Source organism: Streptomyces silaceus (assembly GCF_001419745.1).
Lineage (GTDB): Bacteria > Actinomycetota > Actinomycetes > Streptomycetales > Streptomycetaceae > Streptomyces > Streptomyces silaceus.
The window spans coordinates 12,264-33,694 of sequence record NZ_LIRJ01000462.1; the positions used below are offsets into that span (position 1 = coordinate 12,264).

Below are 21,431 nucleotides of genomic sequence, written 5' to 3' on the forward strand. Positions count from 1 at the left end.
CACCCGCAGTAGGGTGAAGCCGACTTGCAGTCGAATCAATGGAGACAGGACGTGTCCCGTCAGGTGTTCCTCTACGACCCGCCCGAGCGTTTCGTCGCGGGAACAGTCGGGCTGCCCGGACGGCGTACCTTCTTCCTCCAGGCCTCCGCGGGCATCAGGGTGACCAGCGTCGCCCTGGAGAAGACCCAGGTGGCCGCGCTCGCCGAGCGCATGGAGGAGCTCCTCGACGAGGTCGTGCGCCGCAGCGGCGGCAATGCCGCCGTGCCGGCCGTCGCGCCCTCCGAGATCGCCGACAGCGCGCCGCTCGACTCCCCCGTCGAGGAGGAGTTCCGCGTCGGCACCATGGCGCTCGCCTGGGACGGCGCGGAGGAGCGGATGATCGTCGAGGCGCAGGCCCTCGTCGAACTGGACGCCGACTCCGAGGACGACCTCGCCGAGGCCGAGGAGCGCCTCCTCCAGGACGAGGAGAACGGCCCGCCGATGCTGCGCGTCCGGCTCACCGGCGCGCAGGCCCGCGCCTTCGCCAAGCGCGCCCTCGACGTCGTCAACGCCGGCCGCCCGCCGTGCCCGCTGTGCAGCCTCCCGCTCGACCCGGAAGGACACGTATGCCCGCGCCAGAACGGATACCGGCGGGGAGCGTGACCGTCCAGGATCCCGTCGAGCTCCTCACCCGCGGGGAGCTGACCGTGCGCGGGCGCATCCGCGAGGCCTCGAACGCCGTGCTCTACTGCACGGTCGCGTACGAGGGCCGGGAGGCCGCCTGCGTCTACAAGCCCGTCGCCGGGGAGCGCCCCCTGTGGGACTTCCCCGACGGCACGCTCGCGCAGCGCGAGGTCGCCGCGTACGAGGTGTCGCTGGCCACCGGCTGGGACCTCGTGCCGCCGACCGTGCTGCGCCAGGGCCCGCACGGCGAGGGCATGTGCCAGCTGTGGATCGAGGACTCCGGCGACGCGGAGCTGCTCGCCCTGGTCGACGGCGAGGAGGCGGGCGAGGGCTGGAAGGCGGTCGGCCTCGCGCAGGTCGACGAGGAGCGCACGGCGCTGCTCGTGCACGCCGACGACGTACGGCTGCGGCGGCTCGCCGTCCTCGACGCGGTGATCAACAACAGCGACCGCAAGGGCGGTCATCTGCTGGCCGCCGACGGCCGCCTCTACGGCATCGACCACGGGGTCACCTTCCACGCCGAGAACAAGCTGCGCACGCTCCTGTGGGGCTGGGCGGGGGAGCCGCTGACCGACGAGGCGGTCGAGGTCCTGCGGTCCCTGCGGGACGGGCTCAAGGAGGGCGCCGCCCTCGCGGAGCGGCTCGGCGGGCTGATCACCGGCGCGGAGACCGAGGCGCTGCGCGCGCGGGTGGCGGCGCTCCTGGAGTCCGGGCGGCACCCGGAGCCGTCCGGGGACTGGCCCGCCATTCCCTGGCCGCCGGTGTGATCCGCACTGATATGTAGATCCCCACTCGTATACGGACGCCCCGTCCGGTTACGCTCATGGCATGCATGCCTGGCCCGCTTCTGAGGTCCCCGCCCTTCCCGGCAAGGGCCGCGACCTCCGGATCCACGACACCGCGACCGGCGGACTCGTCACCCTCGACCCCGGTCCCGTCGCCCGTATCTACGTCTGCGGCATCACCCCGTACGACGCGACCCACATGGGTCACGCGGCGACCTACAACGCGTTCGACCTCGTGCAGCGCGTGTGGCTCGACACCAAGCGGCAGGTTCACTACGTCCAGAACGTGACCGACGTGGACGACCCGCTCCTGGAACGCGCCAACCGCGACGGCAAGGACTGGGTCGAACTCGCCGAGGGCGAGACCGCCCTGTTCCGTGAGGACATGACCGCGCTGCGGCTCCTGCCGCCGAAGCACTACATCGGAGCCGTCGAGGCGATACCCGGCATCGTGCCGCTCGTCGAACGGCTGCGGGACATGGGTGCCGCCTACGAGCTCGAGGGCGACGTCTACTTCTCCGTCGAGTCCGACGCGCACTTCGGGGAGGTGTCCGGGCTCGACGCGGCCGCCATGAAGCTGCTCTCCGCCGAGCGCGGCGGCGACCCGGAGCGGCCGGGCAAGAAGGACCCGCTCGACCCGATGCTCTGGATGGCGGCCCGCGAGGGCGAGCCGAGCTGGGACGGCGGCTCCCTGGGCCGCGGCAGGCCCGGCTGGCACATCGAGTGCGTGGCCATCGCCCTCGACCACCTGGGGATGGGCTTCGACGTGCAGGGCGGCGGCTCCGACCTCGCCTTCCCGCACCACGAGATGGGCGCCTCGCACGCGCAGGTCCTGACCGGCGAGTTCCCCTTCGCCAAGGCGTACGTCCACGCCGGCATGGTCGCCCTGGACGGCGCGAAGATGTCCAAGTCCAAGGGCAACCTCGTCTTCGTGTCGCAGCTGCGGCGCGACGGCGTCGACCCGGCCGCGATCCGGCTCGCCCTCCTCGCGCACCACTACCGCGCGGACTGGGAGTGGACCGACTCCGTCCTGACGGAGGCCGTGGCGCGGCTCGGCCGCTGGCGTGCCGCCGTCTCCCGCCCCGACGGCCCCGCCGCCGAGGCGCTGGTCGAGGAGATCCGCGACGCCCTGGCCAACGACCTGGACGCCCCGGCCGCGCTCGCCGCGGTCGACCGCTGGGTCGCCCGCCAGGACGCCGAGGGCGGCACGGACGAGGGCGCGCCCGGCGTCGTCTCCCGCGCCGTCGACGCGCTGCTCGGCGTGGCCCTGTAGCGGTCGTCCCCGCCGAGGCCGACCGCCCTTCGGGCTCGTCCTCAGGCGCCGGACGGGCCGCGTTCCTGTCCTCTCCACCGAATGGGCCGCTCCGGAAATCCAGGAGCGGCCCATCAAAGTCCATGGCCCCGGGGCGCGTTGAGGCGCTAGACCTCCGCCATGAGATCTCCCACGCGCTTCAGATCGGTGGCCGCGGCCACCCTCCTGGGCCTCCTTGCGGTGTTCGCGGGGCCCGGCGGCGGTGCCGCCCGGGCCGCCGACGAGCCCGCGACCACCGTCGGCGACGTCACCGGATTCGCCCACGAAGGAGCCGTCTACCGGCTGTCCGCGGGCGCCGCCGAGGCCCGCGTCAGCTTCGTCTCGCCGGAGACCTTCCGGCTCGAACTCGCCCCCGACGGCACGTTCACCGACCCCACCGGCAAGGACATCGTCCTGCCGCAGGGGAAGGCGCCGCGCACCACATGGGCGGACAAGGGCGACCGGTACGAACTGAGCACCTCCCAGGTGACGCTGCGCGCCTACAAGTCGCCGCTCCGCTTCGCCCTGTACCGCGCCGACGGCAGCCGCGTCTGGGCCGAGTCCAAGGGCCTGAGCTGGACCAAGGACGCCACGACACAGAGCCTGGCGCGCGGCGCGGACGAGCAGTTCTACGGCGCCGGGATGCAGAACGGCCGGGGCAACACCTCGCACCGGGGCAAGAAGGTGGAGGTGAGCGTCGACTACGAGTGGGACGACGGCGGGCACCCCAACTCCGTCCCGTTCTACCTGTCCTCGGCCGGGTACGGCGTCTTCCGCAACACCTACGCCCCCAACACCTACGACTTCGCCGAGCCGGTGACCGCCACCGCGAAGGAACAGCGCTTCGACGCCTACTACTTCGCCGGGCGCGGGGACGATGCGGCCAAGGACGTCATCGGGCAGTACACGAAGCTCACCGGCAAGCCCTTCCTGCCGCCCGTCTACGGCATGGAGATCGGCGACGCCGACTGCTATCTGCACAACGCCAACCGCGGCGAGCGCCACACCCTGGACTCCCTGAAGGTCGCCGACGGCTACGTCGAGCACGACATGCCCAACGGCTGGATGCTCGTCAACGACGGCTACGGCTGCGGCTACGAGAACCTCGCCGAGACCTCCAAGGGCCTGGCCGAGCGCAAGATGACGATGGGCCTGTGGACCGAGGACGGCCTGGAGAAGATCGCCGACCAGGTCAAGGCGGGCCAGCGCGTCGCCAAGCTGGACGTCGCCTGGGTGGGCGACGGCTACAAGAAGGCGCTCGACGGCTGCAAGGACGCCTACCAGGGCATCGAGGACAACAGCGACGCCCGCGGCTTCACCTGGGCGCCCGAGAGCTGGGCGGGCGCGCAGCGCTGCGGCGTGCAGTGGTCCGGCGACCAGAGCGGCAGCTGGGAGTACATCCGCTGGCAGATCCCGACCTACGCCGGGGCGACCATGTCCGGGCTCGCCTACACGACGGGTGACGTCGACGGCATCTTCGGCGGCAGCCCCAAGACGTACGTACGCGACCTGCAGTGGAAGATGTTCCTGCCCGTCACCATGACGATGGACGGCTGGGCCGCCAGCGACAAGCAGCCCTTCCGCCAGGGCGAGCCCTACACTTCCATCAACCGCACGTACCTCAAACTGCACGAGTCCCTGCTGCCCTACCTCTACTCGTACGGGCACGAGGCGACCCGGACCGGTGTGGGGGCCGTGCGTCCGCTGGCCCTGGAGTACCCGGACGACCCGAAGGCCGCGACCGAGGCCGCCAAGTACGAGTTCCTGTCCGGCGAGGACTTCCTCGTCGCGCCCGTCTACCAGGACACCACCACCCGCGACGGCATCTACCTGCCCAAGGGCACCTGGACCGACTACTGGAGCGGGCGGACCTACCGGGGGCCGACCACGGTCGACGGGTACAGCGCGCCCCTGGACACGCTGCCGCTCTTCGTCCGCGGCGGCGCGACCGTGCCGATGTGGCCGGGCGGCATCCGCTCGTACGAGGACCGCACGGCGGACTCGCCGCTCGCCTGGGACATCCATCCGCAGGGCAGGTCGTCCTTCGAGCTGTACGAGGACGACGGCGTGACCCGGCAGCACCGCGCCGGGAAGTACGCCACCCAGCGCGCCGACGTGCTCGCGCCGCGCTCCGGCGCGGGGGACGTGCGCGTACGGATCGGCGCGAGCAAGGGCGAGTACGCCGGGAAGGCCGCCGCGCGGCCCTACGCGTTCACGCTGCACACCGGGGACGAGCCGAGCCGCGTCGGGCTCGGCGGGCACCGGCTGCCGCGCCTCGCCTCGAAGGCCGCCTACGACAGGGCGCGCCAGGGCTGGTACTACGACCGGCACGACCGCGGCGGCGTCGTGCAGGTGAAGACCACCGCCCAACGCACCGACCGCTCCTTCGAGCTGACGCTCGACGACACGAGCGCCGTCGGCGGCGCGGTGCCCGGGGCGCCCGCCACCGTCGGCGTTCCCGCGGGCCAGGAACTCGGCGCGGGCACGCCCGGCAAGGTCGCCGTCGACGTCACGGCCGGCACCCGGGACGCCACCGGCGTCGAGGTCTCCGTCGACGCCCCCGAGGGCTGGACCGCGGGCACCGCGAAGGCCGACCGGATCCCGGCGGGCGCCACGCGCCGCGTCGAGGTGGCGCTCACCCCGGCCAAGGACGCGGACCCCGGCGAACAGCCGCTGACCGCGACCGTCCGCCACCGCTCGGCAGCACAGGACCGCACGTCCGTCCAGCGGTTCGCGCTCGGCGTGATGCCCCAGGCGCCGGAGAAGGACACCTGGGCGAGCGACATGGTGTGGCTGAAGTCCACCAACGGCTACGGGCCCGCCGAACGCGACCGCAGCAACGGCGAGTCGGGCGCCGACGACGGCCGCACGCTGACCCTCGCGGGAAAGACGTACGAGAAGGGGATCGGCACGCACGCCGACTCCGTCGTCGAGGTCCATCCGGGCGGCCGGTGCGACCGGTTCACCGCGGACGCGGGCATCGACGACGAGATCAACGGCTATGGCGAGGTGGCCTTCTCCGTCGAGGCCGACGGGAAGGTGCTGTGGACCTCGCCGAAGGTGACGGGCGCGTCGGCGACGGTGCCGGTGGACGTCGACGTGCGCGGCGCGCGGCACGTGGAGCTGAAGGTGACGGACACCAACGGCTCCAAGAGCGGTGACCACGCGGACTGGGCCGCGGCGCGCTTCCGCTGCGCGTAGCCGCGTCGCCCTGTCCACCGGGGACGGTCGCCCTGTCCACCGCGGACATGGGAGCGGCGCCGGGCGGGAAGGACTCCGCCCGGCGCCGCCGTCTTGTCACGCGAGGAGAGGAACGCGTGCCGGGGTGGTTACTTGGTGACCACGATGGCCAGCAGGTAGCTCGGGTTGTTGGTGTCGTAGTACCCGATCACCTGCTGCCCGAAGGCGAACGCCTCCTGGACCTCGTCGTGGGTCTGCGGGTTGGGGTTGATGAACGCCCGCCAGGTGTTGTTGATGTGCAGATAGAGGATCGACGCCTGGCCGGGCAGTGGCTGGACGACGTCCCAGAACGCCGTCGCGACGCCCGACGTCAGCGCCTGGGTGCTGATCTCGGGCGCCTGCGCCTGCGGGACCTGCTCCTGGCCGAACTGCTCGAGCAGCTGCTGGAACGGCTGCTGCTGGCCGAGCTGCTGGAGCTGCTGGCGCAGGTGCTGCGGGACCTGCTGCATGCCCTGCTGGCCCTGCACGCCCTGCTGCCCCTGCATGCCCTGGCCGCCCGACGGGCCCTGCATGCCCTGCTGGGGGCTGTACTGCTGCTGCCCGTACTGCTGCTGGCCGTGCTGCTGCCCGTACTGCTGCGGCGGTGCCGTGCTCGGGCTCTGCTGGCCCTGGCCGTACTGCTGGCCGTACTGCTGTCCTTGTTGCTGGCCCAGCTGACTCATCTGCGGGGTGGTGCTCATGCGGGTGCCACCTTCCCTCAATGGTTGTGGTCCTTCAGCAGTGCTGGAGTTGCTGGTGGTGCCTCAGCCCGTGACGACCAGGCCGACGACCTCGTCGTCCGAGAACCAGACGCGTACGTCCGGCCGGCCCCCGGCGAAGGCGGCGTGCACCGCCTGCCGCGTCTCGGGGGACGGGTTGTCCAGGTTGCGCCATTCCCCGGCCACGAAGAGCCGGAGCCTCGGCGGGAGTTCCGGCGGATACGGGAGCAGTTCGTCCCAGTACCGCTCGGCCCGCCCCGAACCCACCGCCGACGGCAGCAGGTTCGTGACCGCCGCCTTGATGTCGGGGCGGTTGCCTATCCGCTGCGACGCGGGCCTGCCCGGCGCGTCCTGCTGCGGCGAGCCCGTGGAGCGCAGCACCGTGCGGGCCCGGTCCGGCGTCATCAGCTGCTGGCCGGAGGCCTTCAGCATGCCCTGCAGCGCGGCCAGGGCGCCGACGACGACCGGCGACGCGGAGGACGTGCCGGAGAACGTGTCGGTGTACCAGGCGATCTCCTCGGCGCCGCCCTGGAGATCGCCGGGCCGGTCCCAGAAGCCGCCGGTCGTGGTGGTCTCGCGGCCCCAGCCCTGCGCGTCCAGGCGGGCGCCGTAGTTGGAGAACGCCAGGCGCGAGCGGTCGGGTCCGTGGTCGCGGCCGTGCGTGCCGGGCGGCGGCGCGCCCGCGCCGACCAGGACCGCGCCGGAGGAGCGGTTGGTGGGGTTGAACGGGTTGCGCCACCAGGACGGGAAGCCGTCGGGCCGGCGTTCGTAGACCGCGTCGTCCAGCGACTCGGCGCCGTTGCCCGCCGCGCCCACGACGAGTACGCCCTTCGCGGTGGCGTAGCGGACCGCCGCGTAGTCGTCGGGCCACCACTCGATCGCGATGTAGCCCTTCTGGTCGTCGCGCGGCTCGAAGTCGAACTTCGGTCCGGGGCGGTGCAGTTCGAGCAGGATGATGTCGCCGGGGTTCAGCCGCTCGGCCGCCGCGTGGATGGTCGCCGCCGTGCCCAGCGGCTGGAAGGAGGCGGCCGCCGTCACGGCCTGCGGCGCGATGCCGGTGACGCCGAGGGTGTTGCGGTCGCCGCCGATGACGCCGATCACCGCGGTGCCGTGGTTGCGCCAGGCCAGGTCCTGGATGGGGGTGCCGATGACGACGCCCGCGAGCTTCGCGGCGAGGTCCTCGTGGCGCAGCTGCCAGGCGCCCTCGACGTCGATGACGGTGACGCCCTCGCCGGAGCCGCCGACGCGCTGCCAGGCCCAGCGGGCGTCGACGCCCTCGGGCGCCGGGTTCAGATAGCCCTGGCGGCTGGTGAAGTCGGGCGTGACGGGCATGCCCTCCTTGCGGCGCCGGGTCGCCTCGTCGAGGTCGTGCGGCTGGGTGTGCGAGGGGTCGATGCTCGCGGGTACGGCGCCCGGTTTGACGTACGCCGTGTCGATGCCCGGCAGCGCGGCCATCCGCGAGCGCAGCTCCTCGGCGCGCTCCTCACCGCCGCGCACGCGGTAGAAGAGGGCCAGGTCGGGCAGGTCCTCCTCGCCCGGGGCGGACGGCGCGGCGGCCCGCAGCCGCTCCTCGTTGCCGAACAGGGGCTCCAGGGCGAGCTGTTCGTCGGACAGGAACATGTTCAGGGCCGAGACGTCGGAGCCCGACGCCGAGCGGATCTCCCGCTCCCCGGCACGCAGCCGGGCCTCGGGCCGGGCGACGACGATCAGCTCCTGCTCGGCTCCTCGGTAGGTGAATCCCATTGCGTCGGGGCCCGGTCCACCGGCTCCGGGGTCCCGCGCCGGGTCTGCCTGGGTCATCGCTTCACCGCTCCCTTCGGTCCTTCGGGGGTGCCGTGCCGTGCGCCGCGCCGCGCCTTCGGGGCACACCCTGCTACGGGCTCGGCCGCTCGTCCACCCCTCTTTTGCGCAACTGCGTTTGAGAAGAAGTTGAAGAGGGAACCCTGTGCAATTCGGCCATGTGAAGCAGATGGGTCATGAACACCACAATGGGGCGGCATCCGTGCGGATGCCGCCCCTGGGTGTGAGGGAAGTGCTCAGTCGTCCGAGGACTCGCCGGGACCCGGTTCGTCGGTGTCCCCGTCGCCCTCCGTGGCCGGGCCGGGCCGCTGCGTGGGCTTGGGCTTCGGCGGCCGGGTGCGGTCGCTGGGCGCGTCCCGCAGGTAGGCCGCCCCGTCGCCGCCGTCGCGGCGGCGCAGATAGCGCTCGAACTCGCGGGCGATGGCCTCGCCCGACGCCTCGGGCAGCTCCGCGGTGTCCCGCGCCTCCTCCAGGGACTGGACGTACTCCGCGACCTCGCTGTCCTCGGCGGCCAGCTGGTCGACGCCCAGCTGCCAGGCGCGCGCGTCCTCGGCCAGCTCGCCCAGCGGGATCCTGAGGTCGATCAGGTCCTCCAGGCGGTTGAGGAGTGCGAGCGTGGCCTTCGGGTTCGGCGGCTGCGAGACGTAGTGCGGGACGGCCGCCCAGAGGCTGACGGCGGGGACGCCCGCGTGCGTGCACGCCTCCTGGAGGATGCCGACGATGCCCGTCGGGCCCTCGTACTTGGTCTCCTCCAGGTCCATGGTGCGCGCCAGGTCCGGATCGGACGTCACGCCGCTGACCGGGACGGGGCGGGTGTGCGGGGTGTCGCCGAGCAGCGCGCCCATGATCACCACCAGCTCGACGCCCAGTTCGTGCGCGAAGCCCAGGATCTCGTTGCAGAACGAGCGCCAGCGCATCGACGGCTCGATCCCGCGGACCAGGACGAGGTCGCGCGGCTTGTCGCCGCCGACGCGGACCACCGAGAGCCGGGTCGTCGGCCACGTGATCTTGCGCACTCCGCCGTCCAGCCAGACGGTCGGGCGGTTGACCTGGAAGTCGTAGTAGTCCTCGGCGTCCAGCGCCGCGAACACCTCGCCCTTCCACTCCTTGTCGAGATGCGCGACCGCGGTGGAGGCGGCGTCGCCGGCGTCGTTCCAGCCCTCGAACGCGGCCACCATGACCGGGTCGACCAGCTCGGGTACCCCCTCGAGCTCGATCACCCAGGCCTCCTTCCGACGTTCCCTTGCGTACGCCCCAACCTTACGGCGTCGGCGGGGCCCGTCCGCAGCCCCCTTGCGTGGGGGAGTGCGTGATCACTGCCCATCCACACCGCCGGGAAACGGCCGCGTCACAGCGTCGAACGCAGCCACTGCTCCACGCTCGCGATGTGCACCGTCGCCCACGATCTCGCCGCCTCGGCGTCGCGGTCCCGCAGGGCGGTCAGGATCGCCCGGTGCTCGTGGAGCGTGCGGCTCACGGCGTCCTCCTGGGTCAGGCCGCGCCAGACGCGGGCCCGGGTGGTGGGCCCGGAGAGGCCGTCGAGCAGGGAGCACAGGACGGAGTTCCCGGCGCTCTGCACGATGCCGCGGTGGAACTCCAGGTCGCAGGCGACCAGCTCCTCCACCGAGGGCGCCTCGCCCAGCGCGTCCAACTGTGCGGTCAGCGCGTCCAGTTCGGCCTCGGTGATGTGAGCCGTGGCCATCGCCGTGGCCGCCGGTTCGAGGATGCGGCGCACCGCGAGGAACTCCAGGACGGTGTCGTCCCGGTGGAAGTCGACGACGAAGCTCAGGGCCTCCAGGAGGAGTTGGGGGTCCAGGCTCGTCACGTAGGTGCCGTCGCCCTGGCGTACGTCGAGGATCCGGATCAGGGAGAGCGCGCGCACGGCCTCGCGCAGGGAGTTGCGGGAAAGGCCGAGCTCGGCGGCGAGTTCGCTCTCCTTGGGCAGCCGGTCGCCGGGGCGGAGCGCGCCGGAGACGATCATGCCCTTGATCTTCTCGATGGCCTCGTCGGTGACAGCCATGGGGACCTCGCCTCACGTGTCAAAATGCGGGAAAGACATCGGATGTATCAGGCGATTATGACCCCTGGCGCGGCCGCCCCGCAGGTGAGTACGGGGATTGGCCCATTTCTTTGAGGGCTAAGATTTCCTCACGGATCCCGGTGGACCGCCGGGCGGTCCACGGAGGGCGGACGGCACATGGCAGGGAAGAAGGCGGCGCACCAGCCGGACGCGGTCGCGTCGATCATCGACGACTGGGCGCGCGAGCGGCCCGACCTCGACACCTCGCCCCTGGAGGTCCTCGCCCGGCTGCACCGCACCTTCATCCGCTACAACACCCGCCTCACCGGCGCGATCGAGCGGCACGGCCTCGCGGTCGCCGGGTTCGACGTGCTCACCGCGCTGCGCAGGGCCGGTGCCCCCTACCGCCTCACGGCGGGACAGCTGGCCGACTCCGGTCTGGTCTCCTCGGCCGGGGTCACCCTGCGCATCGACCGCCTGGAGAAGGACGGCCTGATCGTGCGCGAGCGCGACGCCGAGGACCGCCGCGTCGTCTACTCACGGCTCACGGACGCCGGACTCGCCAAGATCGACGAGGTCTTCGCCGAGCACCTCGACAACGAACGCCGGATGCTCGGCGGACTCTCGCCCGCCGAGCGCCGGCAGCTGGCCCGTCTGATGTCCAAGCTGGAGCGGTCCATCACCGACTCCGACCAGGAGGAGACGGGCGGGTCTCACGCGGGCGAGGCCTGAGCCTCGGCCTGCGCGCGGTACATGCGGCGCAGCCGCACCACGCCCAGGTCGTGCTGGTAGAGGTTCTCCCGCTGGTCGGCGTCGGCCGGCATGGCCTCCAGGATCTCCCGGTCCTGTTCGAGGACCTGCCAGTGGCGCTCCTCGATGAGCGTCTTGTAGAGGAAGCGCCAGGTGTCGCGCTGCCAGCCCCGCACGCGCCGGTAGCGCCAGAAGAAGACGCCGGTGCGCACCTCGTCGACCGGGCAGACCATGCCGACGATCCCGAACGGGCCGCCGGGGCCCGCCGACGGCGGATAGGGGATGGTGAGGTCGACCCAGTCGACCCCGGTGCGGCACAGCTCCACCCAGTCGAAGTTGACGCCCCGCTGGTCGGTCTTCTCGAAGAAGTAGCCGCGCTCCGTCTCGCGGATGCGGAACTTCGCGGTGGTGTCGCCGTCGTACATCGTGTGCGACTCGTGGTGCAGGAACGCGCCGTGCATCGGGTCGAGCAGGTTCTCCACCGCGAACCGCCACGGTCCGTTCCACTCCGCGTAGCACAGGATCGCGTCGACGTCGGGGTCGGTGAGCGGCTCGGGCAGCGTCAGTTCGGCCGGTTCGGGGTGGCGCTCGTCGCCGAAGTACGCGAGGACCGCGCCGCCGACCTCGCGCACGGGCAGCGACGCGACGAGCTTCTTGCCCTCCAGGTTGCAGCCCGGCAGGCCCGGCACGGACGAGACGGTGCCGTCGGTCTCCACCTCCACGCCGTGGTACCAGCACGCCACCCGGTCGCCCAGGTGCTTGCCCAGCGAGAGGGGCGCGCCGCGGTGCGGGCAGCGGTCGGCGAGCATCGCCAGGGTGCCGTCGGAGCGGCGGAACAGCAGCCACTGCTCGCCGAGCGCGGTCACCCTGCGCATCGCGCCGGGCGCGACGAAGGAGGAGGGGACGACCGGATGCCACTGGTTGCGCAGGCCGGTGGCGTAGATGTGGTCGGCGGAGTCGTGCACGGACAGCGTCATCTCAGGCTCCCAGTCGGTTCATCTCGGCGCGGAAGGACTCCTCGGTCCAGGGGGCGCCGTCGGGCGCGTGGACCTGACGGGCATTCAGCCCGCGGACGACGTGGTCGAGTTCATGGCCTTCCTTGGTGAAGATCTCTTCGAGGGTGGCGGCCAGCTTGTACTCGTACGGGCTCGGCTCGCGCGTACGGGACTGGTGGACGTCCAGGTAGGGCCAGGTCGTGGTCATGGATGCCTCCGAGGGGGTCACAGGTCGAGGACGAGGCGGCCCGCCGCGCGGCGCGAGACGCAGATCATCATCGAGGCGTTCGCGGCGTGCTCCGCCTCGCTGAGCAGGAAGTCACGGTGGTCGGGCGTGCCGTCGAGCACACGGGTCTCGCAGGACCCGCAGATGCCGTCCCGGCAGGAGCTGTTCACGTCGAGCCCGGCGGCCTCGGCGGCTTCGAGGACGGAGGTGTCCGCGCCGACGGACAGCGTCACGCCCGAGCGCCGGCACTCCACCTCGAAGGCCGCGTCGTCGCCGGCGCGCGGGGCGGCCGGCGCCGCGAAGCGCTCCACGCGCAGCCGCTCGGCCGGGCAGCGCTCCTCGACGGCGGCGAGCAGCGGCTCGGGTCCGCAGCAGTACACGAGCGTGCCCTCCGGCGGCCCCGCGGCGCCGCCGAGCGCCTCGGCGAGGTCGATGTGCCCCCGCTCGTCCCGCGGCACCAGCGTCACCTCCCCGCCGAGCGCCGCGAGTTCGTCGGTGAACGCCATCGAGTCGCGGGTCCGCCCGCCGTACACGAGTCGCCAGGGCACCGCGCGCCGTGCCGCCTCGCGGGCCATCGCCAGGATCGGGGTGATCCCGATGCCGCCCGCGACGAAGACGTAGCCGGGCGCGTCCTCCAGCGCGAAGTGGTTGCGCGGCCCGGCCACCGTGACCGTCTGGCCGGGGCGCAGCCGTGTGTGGACGTATCGCGAACCCCCGCGCGAGGACGGTTCGTTCAGGATGCCGACGCGGTACGCCGCCGTGGACCGGGGATCCCCGCACAGGCTGTACTGCCGCACCTGCCCGCCCACATGGACGTCGAGATGCGCGCCGGGCTCCCAGGCGGGCAGCGGCTTGCCGTCGGGGTGGACCAGCTCGACGGAGAGCACGCCCTCGGCCTCCCACGTCATCCGGCGCACCCGCAGGTCCAGGGTCGTCTCTGGTGAGGTCATGGCTGCGGCCTCCCTACGCGGGGATCTTCACGGGCGGGGTGAACGGGCTCTTCATCGGGCCGAGCGCGGCGAGGTCCACCTCGACGAGCACCGGCCCCTGCGACGCCACGGCCTCGGCCAGGACGGGCCCGGCGTGCTCGGCCGCACCGATCCGCCGATACGGCACGTCGCAGGCGCGGGCCAGGAGCGCGAAGTCGGGCGTGGCGAGGTCGACACCGGAGCGGCGCCCGCCGTAGCGGTCCTGCATGTTGCGCAGCACGCCGTAGCCGCCGTCGTTGAAGACGACCAGCGTCAGGCGCGGCCGCTCCTGGGCGAGGGTGAGCAGCTCGCCGAGGTGCACCGCGAGCCCGCCGTCGCCCGCGAGGACCACGGTGGGCGCGCCGGGCCGGGCGAGCGCCGCGCCGATGCCCATGCCGAGGCCCTGCCCGATGCCGCCGCCGCGCGGGAAGACGTTGTCGCGCGGGTCGTACATCTCCAGGAGCCGGTTGCCCCAGCTGCTGGAGGCGATGGTCACGTCACGGGCGACGACCGCCTCGCGGGGCAGCGCGGCCCGCAGCGCGTCGCAGATCGCCGCCTGGGGTCCGATGGCCTCGCGCAGGTCCGCCCGCACCTCCTCGCGCACGGCGGTGATCCGCCGGCCCCAGCCCGGCTCCGCGGTGGTGCGGCGGGCGTACGGCAGGAGCGCGCCGAGCACGTCGGCCGCGTCGCCGCACAGGCCGTGCGCGGCCGGGTACACCCGCCCCAACGAGGCGGGGTCGACGTCGATCTGGACGTGCGCGGCGGGCAGTTCCAGGGCGTAGTCGGCGGTCTCGTTGGACCGGAAGTGCGTGCCGACGCTCACCAGGACGTCGGCGTCGGCGAGCAGCGCGCGGCCCGCCGGGGCGGTCGCGAAGTTCCCGACGACCCGAGGATCGTCCTCGGGCACCACCCCGCGCCCCGAGTTGGACGTGAGCAGCCCCGCCCCGGTGGCGGTGAGCAGCGCGTCGAGCGCGGAGCCCGCGCGCGCCGCGCCGCCGCCCGCCCAGACCAGGGGCCGCCGCGCCGAGGCCAACAGCTCGCCCGCGGCGGCCAGTTCGGGCCCTTGCGGAGCCGTGAAGAGCGGCTCCGGGAGGTCGAGGACGGCGTCGGTCTGCGCCGCGTACTGCAGGTCGACGGGCCACTCCACGCTCGCCGGGCCGCCCGGCGCGGCGAGCGCGGCGCGGGCCGCCTCGCGCAGCACCCGGCCCGCGTCGGCGGCCGACGGCACGGTCGCCGCGTACGCGGAGACGGCCCTCAGCATGCCCAGCTGGTCCTTGGTCTCGTGGATGAAGCCGCGCCCGCTGCCCAGGTAGCGGCTCTCCACCTGGCCGGTGACGTGCAGCACGGACGTGCCCGCGCTGAGCGCCTCGATCAGCGACCCCGCGGCGTTGCCCGCGCCGGTGCCGGTCGAGGTGAGGGCGCAGCCCAGCGAGCCGCGTGCCCGGCCGTGCGCGTCGGCGGCGTTCACGGCGGTCGCCTCGTGCCGCACGGGCACGAAGCGCAGCTCGCGGTCGACGGCCTCGACGAGCGGCAGATTGTGCACGCTGACGATCCCGAAGACCGTGTCGATGCCGAGTTCGCGCAGGACGGCGACGAGGAGATCGCCTCCGTTGTCGTAACGCATGAGGGGCTCCTCAGAGGATGCCGCGGCCGACTCCGCCGCAGACGTCGATGCTGGTTCCTGTGATGTAGGAGGCGCGCGGCGAGAGCAGCGCGAGGATCGCGTACGCCACCTCCTCGGCCCGGCCGAGCCGCCCGAGAGCCACGCCCCGGTCGGCGGCGAGCTCCGCCTGCCAGTCCTCGTAGGACAGGCCGGAGTCCGCGGCGGCGTGCCGGCGCGTCCACTGGCCGGTGTCGATGAGGCCCAGGCACACGGAGTTGACGCGGACGCCGTCCGCGGCGAGTTCCTGGGCCAGGGACACGGAGAGGTTGAGGATGCCCGCGCGGGCGGCGCTGGTGGTGATGAGGCGGGGCTCGGGCTGCTTGGCGAGGACGGCGTTGACGTTCACGACGGACGCCGCGCCGCTCGCGCGCAGATACGGGCGGGCGGCTTGCAGCGGGTGCAGGACCCCCGCGAACTTCAGCTCCAGCTCGTCGCGCCAGTCGGCCTCGACGGTCTCGGCCAGGCGCTTCATGCGGGACTGCCCGGCGTTGTTGACGAGTCCGTCGAGCCGCCCGCCGAACGCGTCGGCGGCGCGGTCCACGAAGGCGCGCACGGCGTCGGCGTCGCGCACGTCGCACACGGCCGTGAACAGGCGCTCGTGGTCGCCGATCCGCCGGAGGCGTTCGGCGTCGCGCCCGCAGGCGGCGACGTTCGCGCCCTCGTCGAGCAGGGCGCGGACCGTGGCCAGGCCGACGCCCGAGCTGCCGCCGGTGACCAGGACGGTCCGGTCGGCGAGGCCCAGATCCATGACTGATGGCTCCTGTGGGTCAGTGGGTGGTGAAGCCGCCGTTGACGGCGATCACCTGTCCGGTGAGGTAGCGGGACTCCTCGGAGAGGAGGAAGGCGGCGAGGCCGACCACGTCGTCGGGCCGCTGCGGGCGCGGGATGGCCCGGTTCGCGCGGTACAGGTCGTGCCGCTCGGCGGGCACCGACTCGGTGGCCTCGCACTCGGTGAGCCCCGGCGCGAGCGCGTTGACGGTGATGCCGCGCTCGCCGAGCTCCCGTGCCATCGCCCGGGTCAGGGCGATGACGGCGCCCTTGGAGGCGATGTAGTGGGCGAGGCGCGGTGAGCCGTACAGGGCCGCGTCGGAGACGATGTTGACGATGCGGCCCACGGGGCCGAACAGCGGGTGCAGCGCCTTCGCCACCAGCCAGGGCCCGCGCGCGTTGACCGTCATCAGCCGGTCCCACGCCGCGACGTCGATGTCCTGGAACTCCTTGCCGCCCACGCCGTTGGCGAGCGCCGCGTTGTTGACCAGGCCGTACAGCGGGCTCATGTCCCCGAGGAAGGAGGCCAGTTCGTCGACCGAGGCGGGGTCGGCGACGTCGCAGCGCACGAAGCGGGCGTCGAGCCCCTCCGCCCGCAGCTCCCGCGCCGCCCCCTCGCCGCGCCCGGCGTCCAGCTCGGCGACGACGACCCGGAAGCCGTCGGCGCCCGCCCGGCGGGCCATGGCCAGTCCGAGGCCGCGGCCCGCCCCGGTGACCACGACGGTCCGTGGATCAGTCACGGGTGACGCCGTGCATCGGGGAGTACTCGGGGTACGACGGCACCTGCGGCTTTCGCGTGCCGATGACGACGCAGAACAGCGCGTCGGTGTCGCCCTCGTTCTTCAGGGAGCGGGTCACCCCGGCCGGCACGACGATCATGTCGCGGTAGCCGAGCGTGCGGTACTCGACCTCGTCGGGGCCGCGGTGCACGCCGACGCGGACCTCGCCCTCCAGGACGAAGAAGGCCTCCTCGACGTCGTGGTGGGTGTGGGCGGGGCCCTCGGCGCCGGGCGGCAGGAGCATGTTGGAGAAGGTGAAGCCGCCCGAGGGCAAGATCCGGCTGTCGCTCTCGTGGTTGCCGGTGGCGCCGGAGCCCACGTAGCGGATCTGGCCGCGGCGGTACTGCGGCCCGGCCTTCTCCTGGAAGGAGAGCGTGTCGAAGTCGGCGACGCGGGAGGCCTTGGTGGCGATGAGGGAGTCGGTGTACGCGGCGAGGTCGCCGCCGTTGTCGTACTGGGTGGTGGTCAGCGGCATGGTGTGAGCCCTTCGTGATGGGTGGTGCGCAGGTGGTGGTCCGTCAGGCGGTGACGATGTGCAGGTGGGACAGGACCCAGGCGTTGAACCGCTCGGGCTGCTCCTGATTGGCCAGGTGACCGGCGTCCTTGACGATCACGTAGGCGGTCTTGTGCAGGGCCCCGGCGACGGCCTGGGAGGCCTCGACGCCGGTGACCCGGTCCTGGTCGCCGCAGACGACGAGGACGGGCGCGGTGATCGCGGGGAGCTCGCCGCGCAGATCGGCGGCGGCCATCGACTCGGCGGCGTACGCGTAGCCGGGCAGCCGCACCGCGGCGGCCATGGCGGCGACGGCCCGCTCGACGAGCGCGTCCGGCGCGTCCGGCGACAGGAGCCGGGGGCCGCGCCGCTCGGCGAAGGCCCGGGGCCCCAGCTCGGCCAGCTCGGCGGCCCGCCGCCGCATGCCCGCCGCCTTCTCGGGGTCGGTCCCCGAGCCCGCGCTGGAGTCGGCGACGATCAGCGAGTCCACGAGATCCGGGTGGCGCACGGCCAGCCGCAGGGCGATGACGCCGCCCCACGAGACGCCGAGCACGTGCGCCGAGGGACCGTACGACCGGATCAGGTCCGCGGCCGCGTCCGCGAACCCGTCGAGGTCCAACGGCCCTTCCGGATCGGGGGAGTTGCCGTATCCCGGCGCGTCCCAGGCGACGACCCGGGCGTGTGCGGCGAGCCCGGCGAGCTGCGGCGCGAACGCCGCCGACGAGGAGCCGATCCCGTGCAGGCACACCAGCAGGGGGCCGCTCGCACCGGCCTCCTCGACGTGCACGGCGGTCACAGGATCTGTCCCGAGCGGCCGGCGAGCGCCGCCAGCGAACGGAGCACCGCGTACGGCACGACCTGGCTGGTCGCCGGGTTGCCCGGGTCGGGCCGGTGCGCGACGTCGAAGCGGTACGCGCCGTGCTCGCCGGACGCCTCGACGACGTGCCGGGTGAGGGACGCCCCCGGATCGGCGACGACCCGGACCCGCACGGCGTCGAGGTCGCCGACGGCCAGGGCGACCGAGGCCGCGACGTTCGTCGACCTGGGGAACTTCGCCGGTACGTCGCGTGCGGTGCCGGACATGACCTCGACCGGCCCGGTCGCCGACCGCATGCGGGCCAGCAACTCTGCGTCCATCCACGGCTGTTCGAGCGTGGCGGGCAGCTTGGTGGTGGTCAGCCGCACGTCGTCCAGCGGGCCGAGCGCGCGCACTGCCTGGAGCAGGTCGAGTCCGCCGACCGCGCCGCCCGTGAAGTACACCCGGCCGGGCCCGGCGGCGAGCAGTCGCTTGGCCGGCTCGTCGTCGGTGAGGGCCCCGGTCGAGGCGACGAGCAGATCGGTCCCGGAGGCCAGGACGCGCTCGCCCCACTCCCGTACGACCCCCTGGCCCGCCGCCTCCACGATCAGGTCGCAGCGGTGCAGGGCCTCGTCGAAGGGGACCTGCGGCGCGGGGGCCGCCTCGCCGAGCGGGCGGTTGTCGACGACGCACACCAACTCGGCCCCGGGGACGGCCCCTTGGGCCAGGGCCGTGCCGACGACGCGGCCGATGGCGCCCCAGCCGACGAGTCCCACCGCGAGCGTGTTCATCCCTGGCTCCCTTCCGGCGAACCGGCCATGTGACACCGGATCTCCTGCGACGGCGGACCCGCCGTGCCCCACAGGTCGGACAGCTCCGGGACGCGGCGCCACACCCGGGCGATCCAGCGGTCCTCGACGACCTGCGCGACCTCGGAGGTGTACTCGCACACGAGCCCGGTCGGATCGGTGAAATAGGAGAAGGTGTTGTTGCCGGGCCCGTGCCGGCCCGGACCCCACTGCGGGACGATCCCGTGGTGGCGCAGCCGCCCCAGGCCCCGCATGAAGTGGTCGAGTGAACTCATCTCGTACGCCACGTGGTTGAGGGACACCCACTCGGCCTGGTTGAACGCGACGCAGTGGTGGTCGGCGTTGCACCGCAGGAACGCCATCTGGTGCTCGGACCAGTCCGAGACCCGCAGGCCGAGCACGTCGCGGTAGAAGGCGACGGAGGCGTCGATGTCGGGGGTGTTGAGGACGGCGTGCGTGACGCCCACGGGCACCGCGCCGTCCCGGCCGCGCGGTGCCACCGCCCAGGTGTCGGCGGACAGCTCGATCACGCGGCCCTCGTGGTCGGCGAAGCGCAGGCCGTGGCCGCCGCCCACCTGGTCGAGCGGTCCGGGGCCCGCGAGCAGCGCGATCCCGCGCGCCTCCAGGCGCCGCGCGGCCTCGTCGACCTCGGCGGGGGTGGCCACCGCGAAGGAGAGCCGGCCGAGCCCGGTGCGGTCGGAGCGGGTGAGCTGGAGCGCGTGGTGCTCCTCGCCGGTGCCGCGCAGCCAGCTCGCGCCGCGCTCGGCCTCGACGACCTCCAGGCCCCAGGCGTCCTCGTAGAAGTCGGTGGCCTGGGTGAAGGCCGGGGTGAGCAGCTCGACGGAGCGCAGGGCGCGCAGCCGGGCTATCGGGGGGTGGGACATCGGAACTCCGGTGGGTGTGGTCAGTGGGCCCAGGGCAGCGGGGTCTCGGCGGTGCCCCAGTACAGGGACTTCTGGCGCTGGTAGGAGCGGATGCCGTCCCGGCCCTTCTCCCGGCCGAGGCCGCTGTCCTTCGTGCCGCCGAAGGGGGTGGAGATGCTGAACTGCTTGTACGTGTTGACCCAGACGGTCCCCGCGTCGACGCGGCGCGCGATCCGCCGGGCGGCCCGGTGGTCGCGGGTCCAGATGCCGCAGGCCAGGCCGTACACGGAGTCGTTGGCCTGGGCGACCAGGTCGTCCTCGTCGGCGAAGGGCAGCGCGACCAGGACGGGGCCGAAGATCTCCTCCTGGCAGGTGCGCGCGGAGTTGGGCAGCCCGTCCAGGACGGTCGGCAGGTAGTACGCGCCGTCCGCGTACGCCGGGCCTTCGGGCGCCGCCCCGCCGCACAGCACGCGCGCGCCCTCCGCGCGGGCGCGGTCGACGTATCCGGCGACCGCGTCCCGGTGCGCGTGGTGGACGAGCGGCGCCACCTGGGTGTCGGGGTCGGTGCCGGGGCCGACGCGCAGTTTCCGCACGCGCTCGACGAGTTCGCCGACGAAGTCCGCGTACAGCTCCCGCGCGACGAACAGGCGCGACCCGGCGACGCAGGACTGCCCGCTGGAGGAGAACACCCCGAACATCACCCCGGCCAGGGCCAGTTCGACGTCGGCGTCGGCGAGGACGACCGTCGGCGACTTGCCGCCCAGCTCCAGGGAGACGGGCATCAGCTTCTCGGCGGCGGCGTGCGCGATGGCGCGGCCCGTCGTGGTGCCGCCGGTGAAGGTGACCTTGCCGACGCGCGGATCCCGCACGATCGCGTCGCCGACCACGCTGCCGCGTCCCGGCAGCACCGACAACAGGCCCGGTGGAAGGCCGAGTTCGCCGAGGGCCCGGCTGACCAGGCGGCCCAGCGCGAGCGAGACGAGCGGGGTCCACTCAGCGGGCTTGAGCAGCACCGCGTTGCCGCCGGCGAGGGCCGGGGCGAGCTTCTGCGCGTCGCTTGCGACGGGGGAGTTCCAGGGGTTGACGGCGCCGACGACGCCGATCGGCTCGTGGACGCTGAGGGTGACGTAGGCGCCGCGCGCCGGGGTGATCGCCTCCTCGGCGGTCTCCAGGGCGGCCGCCGTGTAGCGGAAGGTCCCTGCGGCGCTGGCCACCAGAGCACGGGTCTCGGCGAGTGCCTTGCCGGTGTCGGCCGTCTGCAGCGCGGCCAGTTCCTCGGCGTCCTCCTCGATCAACGCGGCGACGCGGTACAGGAGTCGGGCCCGCTCGTGCGGCAGCAGCTCGCGCCAGCGCGGGTCGGCGGCGGCGCGGGCCGCGCCCTCGGCGGCCTCGGCGACCTCCTCGGCGGTGACGGCGTGCACGGTGGCGAGCACGCGGCCCGTGGCGGGGTCGACGGTGTCGGCGGGGGCGCCCGCGCCGCGCCGCCAGCGGCCCGCGATGAGGGCTTCGTCTGCGGGTGTTCGGGGCATGCGGATGCCTCCTTGCGGAGTGGGGCGGTCGGCCGGGGGAGCGGGGAAGGAACGGGCGGGCGCCGGGAGTTGGCGGGGCGTCCGGGCAGGCACCGGGAATCCGGTGCACTTGAGCAAGCGCTAGAAATCTAAGGGCTTAAATATCTGCGGCGCAAGACCCTGCCGTCGAACATTCCTCGACGATTTCCCTGTACAGACCCTTGACGTGCTCCGGCGTGCGGACGGTACAACTTAAGCGCTAAGAGACTTTGCGCTTATGCGCCTCTCCGATCGGGCCGCCCGCCACCCCCATGGG

The 21,431-nt window shown here is 73.2% G+C and carries 20 protein-coding genes; 5 read left to right on the top strand and 15 right to left on the bottom strand.

Going from position 1 to position 21,431, the window contains the following annotated elements; all coding sequences use genetic code 11:
* The first annotated feature begins 51 nt into the window (after positions 1 to 51).
* The 4 genes from AOK22_RS33990 to AOK22_RS34005 all read left to right on the top strand — a co-directional run bounded on the left by AOK22_RS33990 (position 52) and on the right by AOK22_RS34005 (position 5,940).
* The gene (locus AOK22_RS33990; protein WP_055702563.1) at positions 52 to 642 is read left to right on the top strand and encodes a DUF3090 domain-containing protein; all 591 of its coding nucleotides are present in this window, start codon (positions 52 to 54) and stop codon (positions 640 to 642) included.
* Positions 606 to 1,430 carry an SCO1664 family protein gene (locus AOK22_RS33995; protein WP_055702564.1) on the top strand — a complete coding sequence of 275 codons (825 nt, stop codon included), beginning with the start codon at positions 606 to 608 and terminating at the stop codon, positions 1,428 to 1,430. Before AOK22_RS33990 ends, AOK22_RS33995 begins: the two co-directional genes overlap by 37 nt.
* A gap of 61 nt (positions 1,431 to 1,491) precedes the next feature.
* Positions 1,492 to 2,721 carry a cysteine--1-D-myo-inosityl 2-amino-2-deoxy-alpha-D-glucopyranoside ligase gene (gene mshC / locus AOK22_RS34000; protein ID WP_055702565.1) on the top strand — a complete coding sequence of 410 codons (1,230 nt, stop codon included), beginning with the start codon at positions 1,492 to 1,494 and terminating at the stop codon, positions 2,719 to 2,721.
* A 159-nt stretch (positions 2,722 to 2,880) separates the two neighbouring features.
* Entirely contained in the window at positions 2,881 to 5,940 is a 3,060-nt protein-coding gene (locus AOK22_RS34005) for an NPCBM/NEW2 domain-containing protein (RefSeq protein WP_055702566.1), read from the top strand.
* A gap of 128 nt (positions 5,941 to 6,068) precedes the next feature.
* On the opposite strand, the gene AOK22_RS34010 is transcribed toward AOK22_RS34005, so the two are convergent.
* From AOK22_RS34010 to AOK22_RS34025, 4 genes are all read right to left on the bottom strand, one after another.
* Positions 6,069 to 6,659 carry a hypothetical protein gene (locus tag AOK22_RS34010; protein ID WP_055702567.1) on the bottom strand — a complete coding sequence of 197 codons (591 nt, stop codon included), beginning with the start codon at positions 6,657 to 6,659 and terminating at the stop codon, positions 6,069 to 6,071.
* 63 nt (positions 6,660 to 6,722) lie between these two features.
* Entirely contained in the window at positions 6,723 to 8,477 is a 1,755-nt protein-coding gene (locus AOK22_RS34015) for a S8 family peptidase (protein WP_055702568.1), read from the bottom strand.
* A gap of 236 nt (positions 8,478 to 8,713) precedes the next feature.
* Positions 8,714 to 9,697 (bottom strand): PAC2 family protein, encoded by a 984-nt coding sequence (locus AOK22_RS34020; protein ID WP_055702569.1) that lies wholly within the window; start codon positions 9,695 to 9,697, stop codon positions 8,714 to 8,716.
* A 128-nt stretch (positions 9,698 to 9,825) separates the two neighbouring features.
* Positions 9,826 to 10,497, bottom strand: coding sequence for a FadR/GntR family transcriptional regulator (locus tag AOK22_RS34025; protein WP_055702570.1), 672 nt, complete (start codon positions 10,495 to 10,497; stop codon positions 9,826 to 9,828).
* Positions 10,498 to 10,674: 177 nt separating this feature from the next.
* On the opposite strand from AOK22_RS34025, the gene AOK22_RS34030 reads away from it, so the two are divergent.
* Positions 10,675 to 11,229, top strand: a complete 555-nt coding sequence (locus AOK22_RS34030; RefSeq protein WP_055702571.1) for a MarR family winged helix-turn-helix transcriptional regulator — start codon at positions 10,675 to 10,677, stop codon at positions 11,227 to 11,229.
* Here AOK22_RS34030 and AOK22_RS34035 read toward each other — a convergent pair.
* From AOK22_RS34035 to AOK22_RS34085, 11 genes are read right to left on the bottom strand one after another with little or no spacing between them, the layout of a single operon-like run.
* A complete protein-coding gene (locus AOK22_RS34035; RefSeq protein ID WP_055702572.1) occupies positions 11,211 to 12,224 on the bottom strand; it encodes an aromatic ring-hydroxylating oxygenase subunit alpha in 1,014 nt (337 codons plus the stop codon). The two genes, AOK22_RS34030 and AOK22_RS34035, sit on opposite strands and share 19 nt — an antisense overlap.
* Before the next feature lies 1 nt (position 12,225).
* Complete coding sequence (locus AOK22_RS34040) at positions 12,226 to 12,450, bottom strand: recombinase-like helix-turn-helix domain-containing protein (RefSeq protein ID WP_055702573.1); 225 nt, start codon at positions 12,448 to 12,450, stop codon at positions 12,226 to 12,228.
* A 17-nt stretch (positions 12,451 to 12,467) separates the two neighbouring features.
* Positions 12,468 to 13,418: a PDR/VanB family oxidoreductase gene (locus AOK22_RS34045; protein WP_055702574.1), complete on the bottom strand. Its 951-nt coding sequence runs from the start codon at positions 13,416 to 13,418 to the stop codon at positions 12,468 to 12,470.
* Positions 13,419 to 13,431: 13 nt separating this feature from the next.
* Positions 13,432 to 15,060, bottom strand: a complete 1,629-nt coding sequence (locus AOK22_RS34050) for a thiamine pyrophosphate-binding protein (protein WP_055702575.1) — start codon at positions 15,058 to 15,060, stop codon at positions 13,432 to 13,434.
* Between the two features lie 10 nt (positions 15,061 to 15,070).
* Positions 15,071 to 15,847, bottom strand: a complete 777-nt coding sequence (locus AOK22_RS34055) for an SDR family oxidoreductase (protein ID WP_055702576.1) — start codon at positions 15,845 to 15,847, stop codon at positions 15,071 to 15,073.
* A gap of 19 nt (positions 15,848 to 15,866) precedes the next feature.
* Positions 15,867 to 16,607, bottom strand: coding sequence for an SDR family oxidoreductase (locus tag AOK22_RS34060; RefSeq protein ID WP_055702577.1), 741 nt, complete (start codon positions 16,605 to 16,607; stop codon positions 15,867 to 15,869).
* The gene (locus AOK22_RS34065) at positions 16,600 to 17,121 is read right to left on the bottom strand and encodes a cupin domain-containing protein (RefSeq protein ID WP_055702578.1); all 522 of its coding nucleotides are present in this window, start codon (positions 17,119 to 17,121) and stop codon (positions 16,600 to 16,602) included. The genes AOK22_RS34060 and AOK22_RS34065 overlap by 8 nt, the downstream gene beginning before the upstream one ends.
* A gap of 43 nt (positions 17,122 to 17,164) precedes the next feature.
* Positions 17,165 to 17,935: an alpha/beta fold hydrolase gene (locus AOK22_RS34070; protein WP_055702579.1), complete on the bottom strand. Its 771-nt coding sequence runs from the start codon at positions 17,933 to 17,935 to the stop codon at positions 17,165 to 17,167.
* Positions 17,932 to 18,726 carry an aspartate dehydrogenase domain-containing protein gene (locus AOK22_RS34075; protein WP_055702580.1) on the bottom strand — a complete coding sequence of 265 codons (795 nt, stop codon included), beginning with the start codon at positions 18,724 to 18,726 and terminating at the stop codon, positions 17,932 to 17,934. The genes AOK22_RS34070 and AOK22_RS34075 overlap by 4 nt, the downstream gene beginning before the upstream one ends.
* A complete protein-coding gene (locus AOK22_RS34080) occupies positions 18,723 to 19,628 on the bottom strand; it encodes a VOC family protein (RefSeq protein WP_055702581.1) in 906 nt (301 codons plus the stop codon). The genes AOK22_RS34075 and AOK22_RS34080 overlap by 4 nt, the downstream gene beginning before the upstream one ends.
* A 20-nt stretch (positions 19,629 to 19,648) precedes the next feature.
* Positions 19,649 to 21,136 (bottom strand): aldehyde dehydrogenase family protein, encoded by a 1,488-nt coding sequence (locus AOK22_RS34085; protein ID WP_055702582.1) that lies wholly within the window; start codon positions 21,134 to 21,136, stop codon positions 19,649 to 19,651.
* Between the last annotated feature and the right edge of the window lie 295 nt (positions 21,137 to 21,431).